This window comes from Haemophilus pittmaniae, assembly GCF_900186995.1.
Taxonomy (GTDB): Bacteria; Pseudomonadota; Gammaproteobacteria; order Enterobacterales; family Pasteurellaceae; genus Haemophilus_D; species Haemophilus_D pittmaniae.
On record NZ_LT906463.1, the window covers coordinates 2,024,057 to 2,045,034 of the forward strand.

Below are 20,978 nucleotides of genomic sequence, written 5' to 3' on the forward strand. Positions count from 1 at the left end.
ACCACTTTTTCGTTCAAGGAGGATTTCATGACTCTCCCCCGCTATTTTGAAGATCCGCAAACGCTACATATTAATACCCGACCGCATCATAGCTATTTAATTCCCTATGCTGATGCATCAACGGCCTGCACGGGGGAACGGGAAAAATCGACCTTTTTCACTTTGCTCAATGGCGATTGGCAATTTAATTATTATCCCTCCTATTTGGATTTGCCGGAAAATGCCTGCACCGATCCGACTCTGGCTTTCCACAACCGGTTAGTCGTGCCATCGAATTGGCAAAATCATGGATTTGGTCAACATCAATATACTAATATCGCCTATCCATTTCCCTATGATCCTCCATTCGTCCCTTGGCAAAATCCCTGTGGTTTGTATCAACGAATTTTTCATCTGAAGCCTCAGCCCGATAAACGCTACCTATTGCATTTTGAAGGCGTTGATTCCTGCTTGTTTGTATATTTAAATGGCCAATTTGTCGGCTATAGCCAAATCAGCCACGCCACCTCAGCATTCGATATCACCGAGTATTTGCGCTCTGGCGACAATCAACTGCGCGTTGCTGTATTGCAATGGTGTGATGGCAGCTATTTAGAGGATCAGGATAAATTTCGTATGTCGGGAATTTTTCGCGATGTCTATTTATTAACGCGGGAATGTAATTATCTTGAGGACCTGTTCATTCGCAGCCGACTGGATGCCGAGCTACAACACGCAACCATCGATATTGAACCGACTTTCCGTGAGGCGGATCGCGATATTCGCTATCGACTTTATGCGCCTGACGGTCAACTCATAACTGAAAAAACCGCTACAGGAAAACTTACATTACAACTTTCAGATGCGCTTCAATTATGGAATGCGGAAAACCCTCAACTATATCGTTTGGAGTTGCAATACGCTGCAGAAACTCTGGTGCAATATATCGGTTTACGCCAAATTCGCGTTGAACAAGGCGTGTTGCTACTCAATAATCGGCCGCTGAAATTTAAGGGGGTAAATCGCCATGATAGTGATCCACGAACAGGCTATAGTATTAGCCCGACACAAGCGCTCAATGATTTACGCCTGATGAAACAGCACAATATCAATGCGATTCGCACGGCCCATTATCCAAATGCCCCTTGGTTTAGCGAACTGTGCGATAAACTGGGATTTTATTTGATTGCAGAAGCCGATTTAGAAGCACATGGCACAGCCTTTCGCTATGTACCTCAGCCGGAAAACAGCATTTTACTGAATGTCCCTAAAGAAAATGCCGATGCCCGCATTCAGCAGCAGATTATCGATAATTTCTGTGAACTAGCCCGTGATCCGGGCTTTAAAGCTGCGATTTTGGATCGCCAGCAGGCCAATCTGGAACGTGATAAAAACCGTCCATCAATTTTGATTTGGTCATTGGGCAACGAATCAGGCTTTGGGGAAAACTTTGAAGCTTCTGCCACTTGGCTGAAAATGCGGGATCCTGACCGACTTACCCATTACGAAAGCTCGATTTATCAACATTCTACCCATCAAAATGATCTCAGCCAGTTGGATTTGCACAGCGAAATGTATGCGGCTACTGAAGATTTAGATGCCTATTTTGCCGATGGGAAAATCAAAAAACCTTATTTATTGTGCGAATATGCCCACGCCATGGGCAATTCAGGTGGCGATTTGGAGGATTATCAACAAACCTTCGCCCGTCATCCTGGCTCTGCCGGCGGTTTTGTATGGGAATGGTGCGATCATAGCCCCTATTTAGCCAATGGCCATCCGGGTTATGGCGGTGATTTTGGAGATTACCCTAATGATGGGAATTTCTGTTTAGACGGTTTAGTTAGTGCTGAACGCCAACCGCACAGTTCGCTGGCAGAACTTAAGCAAGTTTTTCGCCCATTGCGTGCCGAGCTGCGAGATAGCGCGGTGTGGCTACATAACCTATTAGATTTCAGCGATGCTGCTGTACTTTTTAGCGTGGAATACGCTTGGTTACATAACGGTGTCGAGGTTGAACGTGGAATCCTCGAACTCCCATCACTGCCAGCCGGTGAAGCTTGTTCGCTCGGGCTGACAATGCCAAGTAATAATGACGCGCATATTTTATTGAATTTAACCTATCGTCTGCGTGAGGCTACAGCCTTATTGGCAAAAGGCCATTGCGTGGGCTTTGATCAATTGGCCTCCTCCCACAATGGCGTATTGGCCGCGCCTCAGGCCATGCTTCAAGATACCGGAGAAGCGATTCAAGTTAATGAAGATGCGCGCGAATTACGCCTACGGGGTCGTCATTTTGAATATTGCCTGGATAAAACCAAGGGGATTTTCAAAAGTCTACAACAACAAGGTCGCGAACTGCTCCGCGCCCCACTAGAATTTAATCTATACCGCGCCCCTTTGGATAACGACAGCCAAATTAAACAGCATTGGCAGCAAGCAGGCTACCATCAAGCATACAGTCGCGCCTATCAAGTGACTTGGCAGGCTGTAGAAGAGTTGATTGAAATTAATCTCAACGCCGCTATGTTGTCCGTATCTAAGGGAAGGATTCTCAGCCTAGACATTCAATATCGGATTGACCGCCAAGGCGGTATCGCTATTCATTTGCATGCTCACAAGGCTTCTCAATTACCTTATTTACCGCGTTTTGGTCTGCGTTTTTGGTTACGTGAAAACTCAAGCGAGTGGGAGTATTTCGGTTACGGACCGGGCGAAAGCTACATCGACAAACACCAAGCGACACGCTTGGGGTATTACCGTACCAATCCACAACAAAATTTCGTTAACTATTTACGTCCGCAGGAAAATGGCAGCCATTGGGGAGTACATTTTATTCAAACCGATTGGCTACAAATCCAAGCCCAACAGCCGTTTAGCTTTAACCTTGCACCTTATTCCCAAGAAGTCTTAGCTGCTGCGACTCACAACTATGCTCTACCACCGAGCGAAGGCAGCGTGTTATGTATCGATTATGCAATGAGCGGTATTGGCTCGGCATCCTGTGGACCAAAGCTAAAAGAACAGTATCGCTTTAATGATGAAGAATTCCACTGGATGCTCAATCTGCGCTTTACTCGCGCGGCTTAAAACGCCCCTATGAAAATCCAAGTTCTTATCAAAACGACACGTAGTAATTGATTTTATTATGGTTATATAAAAAATGCCATTAACAACTAATAAATAAGGAATGAACATGCAGTTTCCACAATTATTGCCAGCCACGCTGATCCGACGCTATAAGCGTTTTCTTGCCGACATCCAATTGCCCGATGGCAAAATACTGACGATACACTGCGCTGCAACCGGCACTATGCTTGGTTGCAGTGAACCCGGTTCACGAATTTGGTATTGGGATTCACAAAGTGATACCCGTAAATACCCTCATTCTTGGGAACTCACTGAACTGCCCAATGGCAAATTGGTTTGTATCAATACCCATCGCGCTAATCCATTGGTACAGGAAGCCTTACAACATAAGGTCATTCAAGAATTAGCCGACTATCAGGAGATTTATCCCGAAGTAAAATATGGTGAAGAAAATAGCCGCATTGATTTTTTACTCAAGGGCGAAGGTTTGCCTGATTGCTATTTAGAAGTGAAATCCATCACTTTGGTACGTGATGGTTTAGCTGGCTTTCCGGATGCTGTAACCACCCGCGGACAAAAACATTTACGCGAACTGTTAGCCATGAAGCGCCAAGGCCATCGAGCGGTGGTCCTGTTTGCAGGGCTACATAATGGCTTTGATCGTTTCCAAGCGGCAGCCGATATTGATCCTGTGTATGCCAAACTATTACAGGAAGTCCGAGCTCTTGGCGTGGAGGCCTACGCCTACGCCGGCCAGTTTGACTGCTTGGATGGGCGCCCAATCAGCCTCGCCTTAAGTCATAGTGTTCCGCTACTTGATTAATTATTTGAGAATTATTTGCATTTGTTATTGACAATGTATTTGAGAACTATTATCATCTCAACCATTCCAACAACAATTTGATAATCACTCCAACTTTAGCGCCTATTTCCCCACAAATAGGCGTTTTTTTCGTGCTTTTACTTTTCATTTCAATGAGATTGTCTATAATATTTCCTCATTTTTTAACATTTACTCAGGATATGGCATGACAGATATAAATACGGTTCTCGCGGAACTCAAGCGCGGCACGGATGAAATCCTCTCTGAAGCGGATCTCATTGAAAAATTAAAAGAAAATCGTCCGCTCAAAATTAAACTTGGGGCAGACCCAACCGCTCCCGATATTCACCTCGGTCATACCGTGGTACTCAATAAATTACGTCAGTTCCAACAACTCGGCCATGAAGTCTATTTCCTAATCGGTGACTTCACCGGTATGGTTGGTGATCCATCCGGTAAAAATGCAACCCGTCCTCCGCTTAGCCGCGAAGATGTATTACGCAATGCCGAAACCTATAAAGAACAGATCTTCAAAATTCTTGATCCGGTTAAAACCAAAATCGTCTTTAACTCCGAATGGCTTGGTCAATTAGGTACCGAAGGCATGATTCGCTTAGCCTCCAACTACACAGTAGCGCGTATGTTAGAACGTGACGATTTCAAAAAACGTTTCTCTAACAATCAACCGATTGCCATTCATGAATTTATTTATCCGTTATTACAGGGCCATGATTCCGTTGCATTACAAGCTGATGTGGAATTAGGTGGTACCGACCAAAAATTTAACCTTTTGGTCGGCCGTGAATTGCAAAAATCAGCAGGTCTCAAGCCACAAGTCGCAATTACCTTACCGCTCTTAGTGGGTCTTGACGGTGAGAAAAAAATGTCAAAATCCTTGGGCAACTATATCGGTGTCACCGATGCACCAAGCGATATGTTCGGAAAAATCATGTCGATTTCCGATGAATTAATGTGGGATTGGTACAATCTATTATCTTTCCGTCCATTAACCGAAATCGCCCAACTGAAACAAGATGTGGCAAATGGTAAAAACCCACGTGACGTGAAAATTCTGTTAGCCAAAGAAATTATTGCCCGTTTCCACGATACTGCAGCTGCTGATGCGGCTGAACAGGAATTTATCAATCGTTTCCAAAAAGGCGCGATGCCTGATGAAATGCCGGAATTCTCATTCAGCGGTGAAATTGGCTTGGCCGCGCTGTTAAAAGAAGCGGGTTTGGTACCTTCAACTTCCGAAGCTATTCGTGCCGCAAATCAAGGTGGTGTGAAGATCGACGGTGAAAAAGTAGATAATGTAAAAGACAATGCGCCGCAAGGTACGCACGTTTACCAAGTCGGCAAACGTAAATTTGCCCGTATTACCATCGCATAATCGTTCAAATAACCGCTTTTCATGAGCGGTTATTTTTTAGCAAATCTGGAGAATAAAGCTTATGAGCCAAAAAATTTGGGTTACCGGTGATGCCGTAGTGGATCTGATCCCGGACGGTGAAAATCATTATTTACGTTGTGCCGGTGGCGCGCCGGCCAATGTGGCGGTAGGTGTGGCCCGTTTAGGCAGTCCAAGTGCCTTCATTGGCCGAGTCGGTAACGATCCCTTAGGTCAGTTCATGCAACAAACCCTAGCGGCTGAAAACGTGGATACCACCCATATGGTATTGGATCCACAACACCGAACCTCTACTGTCGTGGTTGGTTTAGATAATGGCGAGCGCAGTTTTACCTTTATGGTAAACCCAAGTGCCGACCAATTTTTACAAACCAGCGATTTACCACCTTTTCAAGCGGGTGAATGGCTACACTGTTGCTCCATTGCACTGATTAACAATCCATCGCGCGAAGCCACTTTTGAAGCAATTCGTCGCATTAAAGTGGCGGGTGGTTTTTTCTCCTTCGATCCAAATCTACGTGAATCCCTCTGGAACAGTCTGGATGAAATGAAAACCGTCGTGATGGAAGCTGTCAGCCTAGCCGATGTGTTAAAATTCTCCGAAGAAGAACTCACCCTTCTAACCAATACTGACAGTTTGGACAAAGCCTTTGAATCCATCACCACGCAATATCCGGACAAACTGATTATTGTGACCCTTGGTAAAGATGGTGCACTCTATCATTTATGCTCTCAGCAACAAGTGATTGCTGGTAAAGCGTTACAGCCAGTCGATACTACCGGCGCCGGGGATGCATTTGTCGGCGGCTTATTAGCCGGTTTAGCACAACATAGCGATTGGCGTGAAAGCAGCGTTTTACAACAAATCATTCGTCAGGCTAATGCCTGTGGAGCACTTGCCACCACAGCCAAAGGGGCAATGTCGGCACTCCCGAACAAACAGCAATTAGCCGCATTTTTAGCCGAGTAAAAATTGAAGGTGCAACAAGTTTGCACCTTTTCTTATGCAAAAATACGCCGATATTGCTTCCCTTTTCTATCGAGGTGTCTATGAAACTATGGTATTCGGAAACCAGTCCTTATGCGCGTAAAGTGCGTGCAGTAATCGCCTATCACAAATTAGACGGGCAAATCGAATTCTTAGAAGCCACCAGCGGTTTGGATAAAAATTCGCCACACAATCGTGATAACCCCCTTGGACGAATTCCCGCATTACAATTAAATAACGGTGAATGGCTATATAATAGTTCATTAATCGCCCAATATTTAAATAGTTTGGGGACACAACCTTCCCTTTATTTAGCTGGTGAAGCCCACTGGCAAGCGTTGCAATTACATTATTTAGCCGATGGTATTTTAGAAAATGAAATAGCTGTCATTCCGGAAAAACGCCTACGCCCGCAAAACGAATGGTGGTTAGCGCGTCATCAACAAATTTTCGAACGAACCGCAGCTAGTCTACCGGCGCTTTATCAAGCAATCCAACGCTTTGAACGGGAATTAAATATCGGTACACTCAATGCTGTATGCGCCATTGATTTTCTTCGCTTACGCGAAAAATTTACTCAGGCCTCGCGTCATCCGTTAATCTTAGAATTAAGCCAATGGAGCGATGAAATGAATGCCAAATATCCTTGCCTACAGCAAACCCGAGCCCAATAAGGAGAACACCATGATCATTTTTAACAACGGTAAATATAAAAGTATTTTGGCCGCTGAAGCTGGAGAATTAGCAACAATCGCTAAATGCGTGAACACAGATCAGGATTTCCGCCCACATTATCATATTGCCCCACCAAGCGGCTTAATGAACGATCCCAATGGTTTGATTTTTGACGGTGAAAAATATCACCTGTTTTATCAATGGTTTCCCTTTGATGCGATACACGGCATGAAACATTGGAAACATTTAATCACCCGCAATTTTCAACAATTTCAAAGCGCCGATGATTTGATTCCCTGTGAACTATTTGAATCCCACGGTTGTTACTCCGGTGGAGCCCTCAAAGTGGGTGATAAACTAGCAATGTTTTATACCGGCAATACCCGCCGTGCTATAGATAATCAACGAGTACCTTATCAAAATCTGGCTATTTTCGATCTTGACGGGAAATTGCTTAGCAAGCGTCCATTAATTGAAAACGCTCCAGCCGGTTATACCGAACATGTACGTGATCCAAAACCTTATTTCGCAGATAACGGTAAAATCCGCTTCGTATGTGGGGCACAACGAGAAAATCTTACGGGTACAGCAATTGTCTTTGAAATGGATAACCTAGAAGACAGCCCTCGTTTACTTGGTGAACTTGCTTTGCCGGCCTTTGATAATCGTGATGTATTTATGTGGGAATGCCCTGATTTGCTTAAATTAGGCGAGCAAGATGTATTTATTTGGTCACCACAAGGCAAAGCACGCGAATCGTTACAATTCCAAAATAACTATCATGCGGTTTACGCCCTAGGTAAATTGGATGGCTTAGATTTCCATGCAGAAACGATTCAAGAATTGGATCAGGGATTTGATTTCTATGCACCGCAAACCTTTGCCGGTTTATCAAACCAACAACAGGCCATTCTCTATGGCTGGATCGGTCTTCCCGATTTGACCTATCCAACGGATAAATATAAATGGCATTCAGCGCTCTGCTTACCTCGAGAATTACGTTTACAAGGCAAACATATTTATCAACGTCCAATTCCAGCAATTTACCAATCACTCTCGAACAGCACCTCATATCAAGTGCATGGTCAAACGGAAATTGCCGATTTGGATCGGGTTTATCTCAGCTTTGAGGTTCAAAATCAGCCTTTCGAGTTACGCTTCTTTGCTAATGCTGAAGGGGAATATTTAACCTTGAGTTATCAAGATGGCGTGCTTTCTCTTGATCGGACACACAGCGAACAAACGGAATTAATGCGTAAATTTGACAGCCAACGCCATTGTGAAGTGAAAAACTTGCATAAAGTGGAAATTTTCTTCGATCGCTCGATTATGGAAATCTTCTGTAATGATGGTGAAAAAGCAATGACCTCGCGTTTCTTTATTGCTAATCGGGCAATGTGCCTGCACAGCTCCCGTCCATTGACGCTAACAGTAGCCTATCCGCAAGGTATTACCTATACGGGGCAATAAACGCCCCTTTAAAAATCAAAGTTTTGTCTAAAATGTCACATAACTCATTGATTTTATTAGGAATAAATAAAAAATACGAAAAACGGCTTTGCAACAGCGGGTCGTTTTTTATCAAGCTTAAAGAAAAGATGATGGCTGGGGTACTAGGATTCGAACCTAGGGATGCCGAGATCAAAACCCGGTGCCTTACCGCTTGGCGATACCCCAATTGAAATTCTTGGAAAGAATAGGAAGATAGAGAAGATAGATGGCTGGGGTACTAGGATTCGAACCTAGGGATGCCGAGATCAAAACCCGGTGCCTTACCGCTTGGCGATACCCCAACTACTATTTTGATACAAAGTGATAATGGTGCGGGACGAGGGACTTGAACCCACACACCTCGCGGCGCCGGAACCTAAATCCGGTGCGTCTACCAATTTCGCCAGTCCCGCAACGAATGGTGGCTATGACGGGATTCGAACCTGTGACCCCAACATTATGAGTGTTGTGCTCTAACCAACTGAGCTACATAGCCATTCATTGCGCCACCATATCGGCTTTGCGGGGCGTATTATGCTGATTTAGCCCTAGCCCGTCAATCATTTTTTTTACAAAAAAACCGTTTTTATGCTCGGTTGGTTATAAATAAAACGCTTTTATTAATTTTTGTCCGTTTCCGGACTAGAATTTATGCGATTGACATAATCAGCCGATAGGCCTGCAAAATTAAAGCTCATCCTGCTCTAGCGGATGTTTAAGCTGGAGAGCATTGGAGAAGGCATGTAATCCTTCTGCATTTCCGGATTTCATCATTGCCTGCATGCTACGGGTCGGAGCATGAATGAGTTTATTGGTAAGTTTATAGCTTAATTCATCAAGCACCGCATCAACTGATTCGCCTTGCGCTAATTGATGTTGAGCTTTTTCTAATAATTCGCGACGGATCGCTTCCGCATCATCACGATAAATTCGAATTAGATTGGCAAATTGACGCACTTTCAACCATTCAAAGAAATCATTACATTCTTCGTCAATAATCCGTTGAGCTTCTACCGATGCCTGTTCGCGACGATTCAAATTGTGCGCAATAATATTTTGTAAATCATCCACCGTGTAATGATAAAGGCTATCTAGCTCTGCCACCGTTTCATCAATATCTCGCGGTACTGCAATATCCACCAATAACATAGGTTTAAATTGACGGATTTTTTCTGCCGTTTGCGCCATCGCTTTGGTGATCAACACATCTGGACTACCGGTCGAACTAATTACCACATCTGCTTGATTAAGCCCCAACTGCAATTCATCCAAAGCATAAATTTCTATCGGTGTATCGCAAGCCAATTTACTCACCAATTGCTCCGCGCGGGTTCGAGTACGATTAGCTATCATTAATTTACGCACGCCGTGACGCAACAAATGACGACTCACCAATTCGATTGTTTCACCAGCGCCAACCAACAACACATTTAATTCATTTAAGGATTCAAAAATCTGCCGGGCTAAACTACAGGCTGCATAGGCCACCGATACTGCACTTTCGCCAATATCGGTTTCGGTGCGCACGCGTTTCGCGGTGGCAAAGGTCTTTTGGAATAAACGGGATAATTCCCCTGATAAAGGGGCATTAGTTTGTTGATAATAGGCTTCTGACCAATGAAAAGCTTGTTTTACCTGCCCTAAAATCTGCGGTTCACCTAAAATTAGCGAATCCAATCCGCAAGCAACCCGCATCAAGTGATTAGCGGCTGCTTGGTTTTGGTGGAAATAAAGACTTTGTGATAATTCAGCGTAGGGCAATTGGTGTACTACAGCAAACCATTCGGCACATTTTTGCTGCCAAGAGGCACATTCTTGCGGAGAGATTTGACGGTGATGTAAATAAATTTCAGTACGATTACAGGTAGATAAAATTACCGCGCTTTCGGCTAAATTCTTATCTTGAATTTGCGACAAAGCCAAAGCGCGTTTTTCATCGGAAAACGCGACTTTCTCACGAACGGCAACGGTTGCCGTTTTATGATTAACACCAAGTACCAGAAGGGTCATAAAAACTCACAGAGATGACCGTATTCTCTTTACTAAAAAACCTTAACAATCATATTGTTAGCAACAATTCTCATTTCTGTTGCATTTTTAAAAACAAATACGGAAAAAAGCCAAAAAAAGTTTGGCTATTCTAATAAATTCGCCCCCATTGGGCAAATTAGCAAGACTGAAATTACTCCAATTGATTAAAAGTGATCCTTCATTTCACGTAATCGAGTAAATTCGGCTAAATCCGTTGCCAGCAAAAATGGATTAATTTGTTGTTCCAGCGCCAGACTTGTCGGCAAACTTGGGCGATGTTCCGCGCGTTGCTGTTCCACCCAAATTTTATGCTGTTGAATTGCCGGTAACTCACCTAACACCGACTCAGCAAAAGCCAGGTTACCCAAAGTATATTCATGGGCTGCACAAATTTGTGTCTCTGCCGGCAATTGTTTGAAACGCTGTAAGGTTGCAAAAGCGGCTGCATAGTCATTGGTAAAAACCCGTCCACAGCCGGCTGAAAAAAGCGCATCACCACAAAACAGATTACCATCCAATAAATAACTCAAATGCCCTGCGGTATGTCCCGGACTGGCAATCGCTTCAATCTCGTAGTGCTCAGTAGAAAAACGACCATCCGTTAAAATACGCTCGGCGCCCTTATTGGCACATTCCTGCGGTCCATAAACCGGCACATCTGGGAAACGCCGTTTAAACGCCATTACTCCTTGCGTGTGATCATCGTGATAATGGGTGAGCAATAATGCCTCGACTGCTATTTGCTGTTCCTCAAGCAAGGCAAAAAGTCCTTCCGTCTCTGGTAAATCAACCACAATGGCGGGCAAATTTTCTCGTCTATACAGCCAAATATAGTTATCATTGAGTGCAGGAATCGCAACTAACATAACAAATCCTTATGAAAATAAAATTAATCAATTGGTCGGCAAAATGGTCTGAGTCGCTTGCTCAGCCCTCCGGCTGGCAAGGATTACCGCTGGGGGAAGCCTATCGTGCACACTTGCAAGAAGCGATTGTGCCCTGGTTAAAGCATATTCCCGGTTATCAAATCGCTAAGCTAGGCTGCTTAAGCGGAGAAATCCGCTGCGATTTACCACTACGCCACCAAACCACTGTTATCGACAGCGAAAACCTGCAAAATTTTACTCCATTTAAGGCAGAAAGCGATAGCCTGCTGTGTGCCAACATGACTGAATTGCCTTTTATCGAACGCAGTATTGATGGTTGTTTACTGGCCAACACTCTTAATTTTAGCCAAGACCCGCACCAACTTTTACGCGAAGTCTGCCGTGTACTAAATGATGACGGGCTATTGCTGCTCTCTCTATTTAATCCACTAAGTCCCCTCTTATGGAAACGCAAACTAGGGGATTATCGCTTTCGCCAATACCCGTTATGGCGTATCTTGGATTGGCTGGCATTGCTACATTTTGATATTCTCCACTGCCAAACAATCGCTCTCACCAAACAGCATTCATTTTGTGCGCCATTACAATTGGTCGTGGCACAAAAACGCCGCTATCCATTAAATTTCAATTTAGAAACCGAAAAACCAACTGTAGAAAATTTCCTCTCACCAGCTAATGCCTTTAAATTGGATTCCTCCAACTCAACATAAAACCGCTTGCCCCCCCGCGTAAAGTTTCCTATTATGCGGGCGTTTTTTTGACAACGAGAGCCCCTATGAGCGAACAAACCTTTATCCTCGGCAAAGATGCTGCGCTGGAAGACAGCATTGCCAATTTCCAACAAAAATTAATCAACCTCGAATTTCATATCGAACAAGCCTCCTGGCTCAATCCTGTGCCAAACGTATGGTCGGTACATATCCGCGATAAAGATTGTCCACAATGTTTTTCCAATGGTAAAGGTGCTAGCCAAAAAGCTGCGCTAGCCTCTGCGTTAGGCGAATATTTCGAACGTCTGTCCACCAATTATTTCTTCACTGATTTTTACCTCGGCCAACAAATAGCCAACGGTGACTTTGTCCATTATCCAAGTGAAAAATGGTTCCCGATTGAAGATGAGGATTTACTGCCAAACGGCATTTTGGATCCATTCCTCTTGGATTTTTACGATCCCGCACAAGAACTGACTCCCGACCTATTAATTGATTTACAATCAGGCAACGGAGAACGCGGTATCGTTGCGTTGCCTTACGTACGTCAATCGGATCAACAGACCGTGTATATTCCACAAGCAATCATCAACAATCTATATGTTTCTAATGGAATGTCGGCCGGTAACAGCAAAAACGAAGCTCGCGTACAAGGCCTTTCAGAAGTCTTTGAACGTTATGTAAAAAACCGCATTATCGCCGAAGCTATCAGTCTGCCAGCGATTCCGGCGGAAGTAATGGCACGTTATCCATCAATTCAAGCCTCTATCAATAAATTGGAACAAGAAGGTTTCCCAATTTATGCCTTTGATGCCTCCTTAGGCGGTCAATATCCGGTGATTTGCGTGGTATTACTCAATCCGCAAAACGGTACCTGTTTTGCGTCCTTCGGCGCCCACCCAAATTTCCAAGTTGCCTTAGAACGAACCGTAACCGAATTGCTACAAGGTCGTAGTTTGAAGGATTTGGATGTATTCTCGCCACCATCCTTCAATAATCAGGATGTGGCCGAACATGCCAACCTAGAAACCCATTTTATCGACTCTAGTGGCTTGATCTCTTGGGATCTATTCAAACAGGCAGCTGATTATCCCTTTGTCGATTGGAATTTCTCGGGCACCACCCAACAGGAATATGACAATCTGATGGCCATCTTCCAGGAGGAGCAAAAAGAAGTCTATATCATGGATTACAATCACCTTGGCGTGTATGCCTGCCGCATTATTGTGCCGGGAATGTCGGATATTTATCCGGCCGACGATTTAATCTATGCCAACAACAATATGGGCATGGACTGGCGGGAAATCCTTTTGGATCTGCCCCACCATCATCATGATGATGAAACTTACGCAGAACTGCTTGCGGAATTGGATGAACAGGATATCGACGATGCCACCCGCGTACGTGAGTTCATCGGTATCGTAGCGCCTAAAGGCAGCGGCTGGACAACATTACGTGTCGGCGAGCTTAAATGTATGCTGCATTTAGCTCTGGGTGAATGGGAATCTGCGCTCGATTGGGCAAACTGGACGTTGAATATGAACAGTTCAGTCTTTACTAGCGAACGGGTTAATTACTACCGTGCCCTTATCAACATCTTAGAACTCCATTTGGACGACAGTCGTGAACCGCAACAATATCGTAGCGTATTCAATCGCATGTACGGCAAAAACGCTGTTGATGCAGCATGGGCAGCCGTTGCAGATAATGGTAACCCGTTCTACAACTTACCGGCTAGCGATGAAAATCTGGATAATTTCCAAGAACATCAAGCGCTGCTGGCGGCCTACGAGAAATTACAACAAGCCAAACGCCAACATTGGGCGTAATACAGCATCTAAAGCGGACTTCAAGTCCGCTTTTTTAAGGCGTCCATGAAATGTCACATTTATTTCCCATTTTTTAACCACCTTCAACAAAATCAATGACTTACAGTTAATTTCAAGCAAAACGCTGTCTATTGAAGGGGCGTTTTGATGTCACAAAATATTAAGCAAAAAGGCGTGCCAAGCACGCCTTTTTCACAATACCTCTGCACTTAAACTGTGGCAGTAGCAATAATTTTATCGGCATCCCAGAAATCAACTGGTGCATTCACCACCGGCTTGATAATGCCGGTACGAATAGTGAAATCACCAAAGCCTTCGTTTACATGACGCTCATTTGCCCAGCGGCCAATCAGAGTATCAAGTTCACTGATAATTTCCGGAATCGTAATATTTTCTTTATAAAGACGTGGAATACGCACACCTTCACGATCCCCACCGATATGCAAATTGTAACGACCAATTGCTTTGCCCACCAAACCGATTTCCGCCAACATTGCGCGGCCACATCCATTTGGGCAACCGGTAATACGCGTAACGATATAATCATCAGCCACTTGATGTTTCGCCATCACTTTATCCAATTCATCAATAAAGCTTGGAAGAATTCGCTCTGATTCAGCCATCGCCAATGGACAAGTTGGGAAAGAAACGCAGGACATAGAGTTTTCACGTAATTTACTCACATCATCACGAATTAAACCGTAATCACGGGCAATTTGCTCAATTTGTGCTTTATCCTCTTCCGCTACATTTGCTACGATCAGATTTTGGTTGGCGGTGATACGAAAATCGCCCTTATGAATTTTGGCAATTTCCAACACGCCACTCAGTAATTTTTTCTCATCGTTATCCACCAAGCGGCCGCTTTCGATAAACAGGGTCAAGTGCCAGTTGTTATCAATGCCTTTTACCCAACCGATACGATCACCGCGTTCGGTAAATTTAAACGGACGAATCGGTTCAAATGGAATCCCCATACGACGTTCGACTTCGGCGCGGAAATTATCTAATCCCATGTTTTGAATGGTATAACGACTACGTGCATTTTTACGATCGCTACGGTTACCAAAATCCCGTTGGGTTGTCACCACAGCTTCCGCTGCTTTTAAGGTGTATTCCAATGGCACATAACCCAGTTCAAGGGAAATATGAGGATAGGTTTTGGTGTTGCCATGTTCAAGGGATAAGCCACCTCCCGCCAAGACATTAAAGCCAACCAAATTGCCGTTCTCGTCTGCAATGGCGACAAAATCTAAGTCATTCCCGTAACAATCCACGTCATTGAGTGGTGGAATTACCACGGCTGTTTTAAATTTACGTGGCAAATAAGTTTTACCGAGAATCGGTTCTTCCTGTAAAAAATCATCGCTACTTTGGACTTTCTTACCATCAATCCATACATCTAAATACCCTCGTGTACGTGGTAACAGATGTTCTGAAATTTTCTTCGCATATTCATATGCCTGCTGATGTAATTTTGATTCAATTGGGTTCGAGGTACATAACACATTACGGTTCATATCTGAAGCCGTTGCAATGGAGTCTAATCCCAAACTATGCAATAAACGATGCATAGTTTGTAATTGGCTTTTTGGCACTCCGTGATATTGGAAAGTTTGACGATTAGTCAAACGAATCGAACGATAATAACTATGTTCACGGGCGAATTTATCCAATTCAATCCATTGGAATGGCTTGATAATTCCCCCCGGTAAACGGCAACGTAACAGCATAAATTTCAACGGTTCGAGTTTTTCCTCTGCACGTTCGGCACGAATATCACGATCGTCTTGTTCATACATACCGTGGAAACGGATTAATTGAAAGTTATCCCCACGGAAACCACCGGTTAAGGAATCCTCTAAATCATCTAAAATGGTACCGCGTAAAAAGTTACTGTCGGTTTTTAAGCGTTCATTGTCAGAAAGCGGTTTTTCTTGCCATTCCAAGCCTTTTTGTTTGTTTTGCTCTGTCATTTTTTCACCCCACAAATCTAGTACACATCGCGTTGATAACGTTTTTCTTCACGCAGTTCATTTAAATAATCTTCTGCTTCATCCGGACTTAAATTGCCTTCTTTAGCAATGACTTCGAGTAATGCTTGTTCCACATCTTTTGCCATTTTTGATGCATCACCACAGACATAAAAATAAGCCCCCTCTTGTAACCATTGCCACAGTGTCGCCGAATTTTCGCGGATCTTGTCCTGTACATAGATCTTCTTCTCTTGATCACGTGACCAAGCAAAATCGTATTTATGCAAGAAGCCCTCTTTGGCAAATTGTTGCCATTCGGTTTGATAAAGGAAATCGCTGGCAAAATGCGGATTACCAAAAATCAGCCAGTTTTTACCACTCGCCTCATCGGCTACGCGTTGCTGCATGAAAGCCCGGAATGGTGCTACGCCGGTACCGGAACCCACCATAATAATTGGCTTAGTCTTGTCATTTGGCAGGCGGAAATTATCGTTATGTTCTACAAATACACGCACAGCACCATCTTCTTCTACGCGATCCGCTAAAAAGCTTGAGGCTGCGCCGCTGCGTGCTCTACCTTCATGTTCAAAACGTACCACGCCAACGGTTAGATGCACTTCCTCCCCAACCTCTGCTGGAGAAGATGAAATGGAATACAAACGAGGCGTTAAAGGACGCAATAATGAAACCAGTTGTTCAGCGGTTAATTTTGCAGGAAATTTATGTAACACATCCACAATCGGTGTGCGTTGAACCAATTCTTGCAATGCTTGATTATCCGCAACCAAATCATTTAACTGTTCGTTATGTGCCAAAGCTGCATAGCCTTTCACAAAAGCAGGTGTGTTTTGAGTAAGCTCTAAATGCGATAAAAGTGCGGTCGAAATAGTTTGCGCTTTTCCCTCAATTGTCACTTCTGTAGTAGGAGCAATCTGCGCGAGCGATAAAATTTCATCGACTAACTTAGGATCATTGTCAAACCATACACCAAGTGCATCTCCCGCTTGGTAATGAAGATCCGAACCTGCTAAAGCAAATTCTAAATGACGCACATCTTTATCCGACTGACGGCCGGTAATTTTCTGGTTAGTGATTAAGGTTGCAGGAAATGGATTGGCTTTATTGTATTGGCTTTCCTTGGCTACCGGGGCGGTTGTAGCGGTAGCAATACTTTGCACAACCGGTGAAGCCTGCGCAGCCTTTTCTTTTACAATAGCAACAATATCTCGGATCCATTGTTCCGCGGTTGCACTGTAATCTAAATCTGCATCCACTCGCTCAAATAAACGCGTCGCGCCTAATTCGGCAAAACGCTGATCAAAATCCTTGCCCGCTTGGCAGAAATTTGGATAAGAACTATCCCCTAATCCCAACACAGCAAATTGCAGGTTGGTGAGTTTTGGTGCTTTTTTACCGTTTAATAACTTATGCAATACCACGCCTTCTTCTGGTGGCTCGCCTTCACCTTGCGTGGAAGTAACTAATAGCAGGTATTTTTCATCAGCAATGGTTTTCGCTTTGTAATCTTTTAAAGCGATGCGTTTCACGGCAATACCGGCCTCAGTAAGCTCTGTGGCAACTTTATCCGCCACCGATTTAGCATTGCCGGTTTGTGATCCTGAAAGCACCGTAATTGAAAAAGGTTCTGCTGAAAGTGCGGTCAAATTTGCTGCCAAATGTTGCCCTGCAACCTGTTGTTCTACACCGGAAGCTTGCGACCAGGCATAACCGGAAAGCCATGCTAATTGAAGAGGCGTTAGCGTTGGTAAGAGATTCAGTATTTCTGTTGGTAATGGATTGTTGTGTTGCATAAGTTTCCCCACAAGAAAATGAGTTATATCAGTAAATTCACATTAAGAAAGCGCGAGTTAGAGAATCATACCGGCTGCTACTGTGTTATAAGTTGCTTCATCAACTAAAATAAAGGCACCACCAGCAATATTTTCTTCATAAGTTGTGGCAACAATCGGTTTCTGTAAACTTAAACGCACTAGAGCAATATCATTCATCTTTAAGGCTGTAGCCCCACTTTCTTGTTCGAGTGTATGAACATTTAACACACTTTCAATTTCACTGATTTTGGTAAATACGGTTTGCGTGCCATGTTTAAGTAAATATTTACGGGCGGTATTTAGTGGGCGTTCATCAAACCAACAAATTGTGGCTTCAAGTTGCTTTTGTGGTGTAAGTGGTGAACTTTCATCCACAAATAAATCACCACGGGAAATATCAATATCGCGATCTAAACGTAAGGTAATCACTTCTCCGGCCACCGCTTGTGTCACCTCACCTTTTGGCGTAATAATCTCGGTCACTTTAGCGGTTAATCCATTCGGTTCAATTCGAATAGTCTGTCCCAGTTGTACTGAGCCTCGTTCGATTCGCCCTTGATAACCGCGGAAATCATCGGCTTTATCCGCATCCTGACGCACCACTAATTGCACCGGAAAATAGAAATCGGCACAGGAATGACTCACCTCATCCACACTTGGTAAATTTTCTAAAATGGTGAGTAAAGGTTCGCCTTGATACCAAGGGGTGCTTTCACTTGCATATACCAGGTTATCGCCAAGCAATGCAGAGACCGGCACAAAATGTACCTCTTTTAATCCGAGTCGTGCCGCCAATTGACGATACGCCTCCACAATGGCATTGAATTTTTCTTCGCTGTAATCCAATAAATCCATTTTGTTTACTGCCACTAAAATGTGCGGGCAATTTAATTGACGTAAAATCGCTGAATGACGTTTAGTTTGTGGTAAGAGTTGTAACGGTTTCTCATCAAAATTCAGCTGAGAAGCATCAATTAAGACGATTGCAGCAGATGCCGTACTTGCTCCTGTCACCATGTTACGTGTGTATTGTTCATGTCCTGGGGTATCGGCGATGATGAATTTACGTTTTGCCGTAGAGAAATAGCGATACGCCACATCAATGGTAATGCCCTGTTCACGTTCTGCTTCCAAACCATCCGTCAAAATAGAAAAATCAATGGCTTCTTTATTACCTTTTTCTTTTCCTGCGTTAAGGGTTTTGATTTGGTCGGTCAATAACGCTTTGCTATCGTAAAGTAAACGGCCGATTAAGGTACTTTTCCCGTCATCTACACTACCGGCAGTAATAAAACGAAGTGGGGTTGAATGTTGTGTCATATTTCTTCCTTAATTTTTTTATATTTTATCTATACATTCCCATCAGGTTTCGCCGATGGCGACCTTCTTTTCTTTGCCTCGCCAAAGAAAAGAAGGCAAAAGAAAAGCGACCCTACTTTGCCTTTACATCCTTTGTTTCATTGAATTTTCTTCACGAAAATTTTCTGAACTCGCCTTCGGCTCAAACAGACGAAAATTTTCTAAAAATTCAATGAAACAAAGGCGGCAAAGAAGGGAATCTATCCGATCAAAAATACCCTTCTTTTTTTCTTTTCTCCATGGCGGCTTCGCTGGCTTGGTCGTCTAGACGAGTCGCGCTACGTTCGGAAATGTCGGCAATAGCGGTTTCTTCAATAATTTCTAATGCTGTTGATGCGGTGCTCGCTACCGGACAGGTACAGCTAATATCACCGACGGTGCGGAAACGAACATCCAATACTTCGCTGACATCATTTGGCAATTTAGGTGTTAATGGCGTCACCGGCACTAATAAACCTTTTCGACGTACAACTTCGCGTTTATGGCTGTAATAAATCGGAGGCAATTCCAAATTCTCACGAGCGATATATTGCCAAATGTCTAATTCCGTCCAGTTGGAAATCGGAAACACTCGCATATTTTCACCTTTATGCAATTTAGCATTGTACAGAGACCATAATTCCGGACGTTGTGCCTTAGGATCCCATTGACCGAACTCATCACGGAACGAGAAAATTCGTTCTTTTGCACGGGCTTTTTCCTCATCACGGCGTGCACCGCCCATCAAGGCATCAAATCCATTCTCTGCAATGGTTTCTAATAAAGTAACCGCCTGTGCCGCATTACGCGAATCCGTTTCTTTGCGCAATACCACCGTACCTTTGGCAATAGAATCTTCCACATGCCCAACAACTAAGCGTGCATTAAGTTTTGCCACTTGCTCATCTCGAAATTGGATCACTTCCGGATAATTATGACCGGTATCAATATGCACCAATGGAAACGGTAAATGTACCGGACGATCGCCTAACTGAAATGCTTTACGGGCTAATGCCAGCAATACCACAGAATCCTTCCCTCCGGAAAAGAGCAACGCCGGGTTTTCACATTCCGCAACGACTTCACGAATAATATGAATCGACTCAGCCTCGAGCCAGTCTAGATGTTGGTTGTTGAGTTCGGTTTTTGTCATGTTTTTCTTCCTATATTTTTCTACTTATGTAATCCACATTCCTTACTATCTTTACTCTCCCACCACCAACGGCCGGCGCGAATATCTTCGCCCTGTTTAACTTGGCGGGTACAAGGATCGCAGCCAATGCTTGGAAACCCTTGATGATAAAGAGTGTTATAAGGCACATTGTTGGCTAAGATATAAGCCCACACATCTGTTTCTGACCAATCAAAAATAGGGTTGTATTTATCAATACCACGCGCCTTATCCTGCTCGGCAAACGGCAGCTCAGTACGAGTGGCCGATTGTTCACGACGTTGGCCGGTCAACCACGCATCAGCCCCTTGTAATGCGCGGTTTAAAGGTTCGATTTTACGGATATGGCAACATTCTCGGCGCAATTCGATACTTTCATAAAAAGCGAACTTGCCATTTTCCGCCACATAGCGAGCTGCATCAGAGGTAATTGGATGAAAACGTGTAATGTGCAAATGTGGATAGGTTTTCGCTAAGTTATCCAATAAATCCAAAGTTTCTTGATGCAGAAGGCCTGTGTCTAAGGTAAACACCCCTATATTCAACTGCTCACGGGCAATCACATCAGTAATAACCATATCTTCCACAGCTAAACTGCTAGCAAAGCGTGCATCCTTATGGCTATCAGCAATTTGATGTAAACGTTGCTGCAATGTGGCTGTTTTTTCTACCAAGCGATCTTTAGCATCAAGGCTAACAAGTGGAATTTGCCAAAAAGTCGGTTTAAATAAACTCATCATCCACTCC

16 protein-coding genes and 4 tRNA genes are annotated in these 20,978 nt (G+C 43.9%); 9 read left to right on the forward strand and 11 right to left on the reverse strand.

What is annotated here, in order from left to right:
* Positions 1-27: 27 nt before the first annotated feature.
* From CKV74_RS09585 to CKV74_RS09610, 6 genes are all read left to right on the forward strand, one after another.
* Positions 28-3,069, forward strand: coding sequence for a glycoside hydrolase family 2 TIM barrel-domain containing protein (locus CKV74_RS09585; protein WP_007243301.1), 3,042 nt, complete (start codon positions 28-30; stop codon positions 3,067-3,069).
* Positions 3,070-3,175: 106 nt separating this feature from the next.
* Positions 3,176-3,892: a DNA/RNA nuclease SfsA gene (gene sfsA / locus CKV74_RS09590; protein WP_007243298.1), complete on the forward strand. Its 717-nt coding sequence runs from the start codon at positions 3,176-3,178 to the stop codon at positions 3,890-3,892.
* 205 nt (positions 3,893-4,097) lie between these two features.
* Complete coding sequence (tyrS, locus tag CKV74_RS09595) at positions 4,098-5,285, forward strand: tyrosine--tRNA ligase (protein ID WP_095177083.1); 1,188 nt, start codon at positions 4,098-4,100, stop codon at positions 5,283-5,285.
* A gap of 61 nt (positions 5,286-5,346) precedes the next feature.
* Positions 5,347-6,273, forward strand: coding sequence for a fructokinase (locus CKV74_RS09600; protein ID WP_095177084.1), 927 nt, complete (start codon positions 5,347-5,349; stop codon positions 6,271-6,273).
* Between the two features lie 80 nt (positions 6,274-6,353).
* Positions 6,354-6,965, forward strand: coding sequence for a glutathione S-transferase N-terminal domain-containing protein (locus tag CKV74_RS09605; protein ID WP_007243250.1), 612 nt, complete (start codon positions 6,354-6,356; stop codon positions 6,963-6,965).
* A 10-nt stretch (positions 6,966-6,975) separates the two neighbouring features.
* Positions 6,976-8,436, forward strand: a complete 1,461-nt coding sequence (locus CKV74_RS09610) for a glycoside hydrolase family 32 protein (RefSeq protein ID WP_007243317.1) — start codon at positions 6,976-6,978, stop codon at positions 8,434-8,436.
* A gap of 132 nt (positions 8,437-8,568) precedes the next feature.
* Here CKV74_RS09610 and CKV74_RS09615 read toward each other — a convergent pair.
* The 5 genes from CKV74_RS09615 to hemA all read right to left on the reverse strand — a co-directional run bounded on the left by CKV74_RS09615 (position 8,569) and on the right by hemA (position 10,467).
* A tRNA-Gln gene (locus tag CKV74_RS09615) sits at positions 8,569-8,643 on the reverse strand.
* Between the two features lie 41 nt (positions 8,644-8,684).
* A tRNA-Gln gene (locus CKV74_RS09620) sits at positions 8,685-8,759 on the reverse strand.
* 26 nt (positions 8,760-8,785) lie between these two features.
* Positions 8,786-8,870: transfer RNA gene (locus CKV74_RS09625), tRNA-Leu, on the reverse strand.
* Positions 8,871-8,876: 6 nt separating this feature from the next.
* Positions 8,877-8,953 (reverse strand) — tRNA-Met (locus CKV74_RS09630).
* 191 nt (positions 8,954-9,144) lie between these two features.
* Entirely contained in the window at positions 9,145-10,467 is a 1,323-nt protein-coding gene (gene hemA / locus CKV74_RS09635; protein WP_007243342.1) for a glutamyl-tRNA reductase, read from the reverse strand.
* 54 nt (positions 10,468-10,521) lie between these two features.
* Between hemA and CKV74_RS10640 the strand changes: the two genes are divergently transcribed.
* The gene (locus CKV74_RS10640) at positions 10,522-10,656 is read left to right on the forward strand and encodes a hypothetical protein (protein WP_007243357.1); all 135 of its coding nucleotides are present in this window, start codon (positions 10,522-10,524) and stop codon (positions 10,654-10,656) included.
* Here CKV74_RS10640 and gloB read toward each other — a convergent pair.
* A complete protein-coding gene (gene gloB, locus CKV74_RS09640) occupies positions 10,653-11,354 on the reverse strand; it encodes a hydroxyacylglutathione hydrolase (protein WP_007243232.1) in 702 nt (233 codons plus the stop codon). The two genes, CKV74_RS10640 and gloB, sit on opposite strands and share 4 nt — an antisense overlap.
* Positions 11,355-11,365: 11 nt before the next feature.
* On the opposite strand from gloB, the gene CKV74_RS09645 reads away from it, so the two are divergent.
* Both CKV74_RS09645 and ycaO read left to right on the forward strand, forming a co-directional pair.
* Positions 11,366-12,085: a methyltransferase domain-containing protein gene (locus CKV74_RS09645; RefSeq protein ID WP_007243293.1), complete on the forward strand. Its 720-nt coding sequence runs from the start codon at positions 11,366-11,368 to the stop codon at positions 12,083-12,085.
* Positions 12,086-12,150: 65 nt separating this feature from the next.
* Positions 12,151-13,914, forward strand: coding sequence for a 30S ribosomal protein S12 methylthiotransferase accessory factor YcaO (gene ycaO / locus CKV74_RS09650; RefSeq protein WP_095177085.1), 1,764 nt, complete (start codon positions 12,151-12,153; stop codon positions 13,912-13,914).
* A 209-nt stretch (positions 13,915-14,123) separates the two neighbouring features.
* Here the strand turns inward: ycaO and cysI are convergent, their stop codons facing one another.
* From cysI to CKV74_RS09675, 5 genes are all read right to left on the reverse strand, one after another.
* On the reverse strand, positions 14,124-15,890 hold the full coding sequence (gene cysI / locus CKV74_RS09655) for an assimilatory sulfite reductase (NADPH) hemoprotein subunit (RefSeq protein WP_007243236.1): 1,767 nt from the start codon (positions 15,888-15,890) through the stop codon (positions 14,124-14,126).
* A 17-nt stretch (positions 15,891-15,907) separates the two neighbouring features.
* Positions 15,908-17,701 (reverse strand): assimilatory sulfite reductase (NADPH) flavoprotein subunit, encoded by a 1,794-nt coding sequence (locus CKV74_RS09660; protein WP_095177086.1) that lies wholly within the window; start codon positions 17,699-17,701, stop codon positions 15,908-15,910.
* Between the two features lie 57 nt (positions 17,702-17,758).
* Positions 17,759-19,042, reverse strand: coding sequence for a sulfate adenylyltransferase subunit CysN (locus tag CKV74_RS09665; RefSeq protein WP_007243331.1), 1,284 nt, complete (start codon positions 19,040-19,042; stop codon positions 17,759-17,761).
* Positions 19,043-19,289: 247 nt separating this feature from the next.
* Entirely contained in the window at positions 19,290-20,213 is a 924-nt protein-coding gene (cysD, locus tag CKV74_RS09670; RefSeq protein ID WP_095177087.1) for a sulfate adenylyltransferase subunit CysD, read from the reverse strand.
* Between the two features lie 20 nt (positions 20,214-20,233).
* Positions 20,234-20,968 (reverse strand): phosphoadenylyl-sulfate reductase, encoded by a 735-nt coding sequence (locus CKV74_RS09675; RefSeq protein WP_007243252.1) that lies wholly within the window; start codon positions 20,966-20,968, stop codon positions 20,234-20,236.
* Positions 20,969-20,978: the final 10 nt, after the last annotated feature.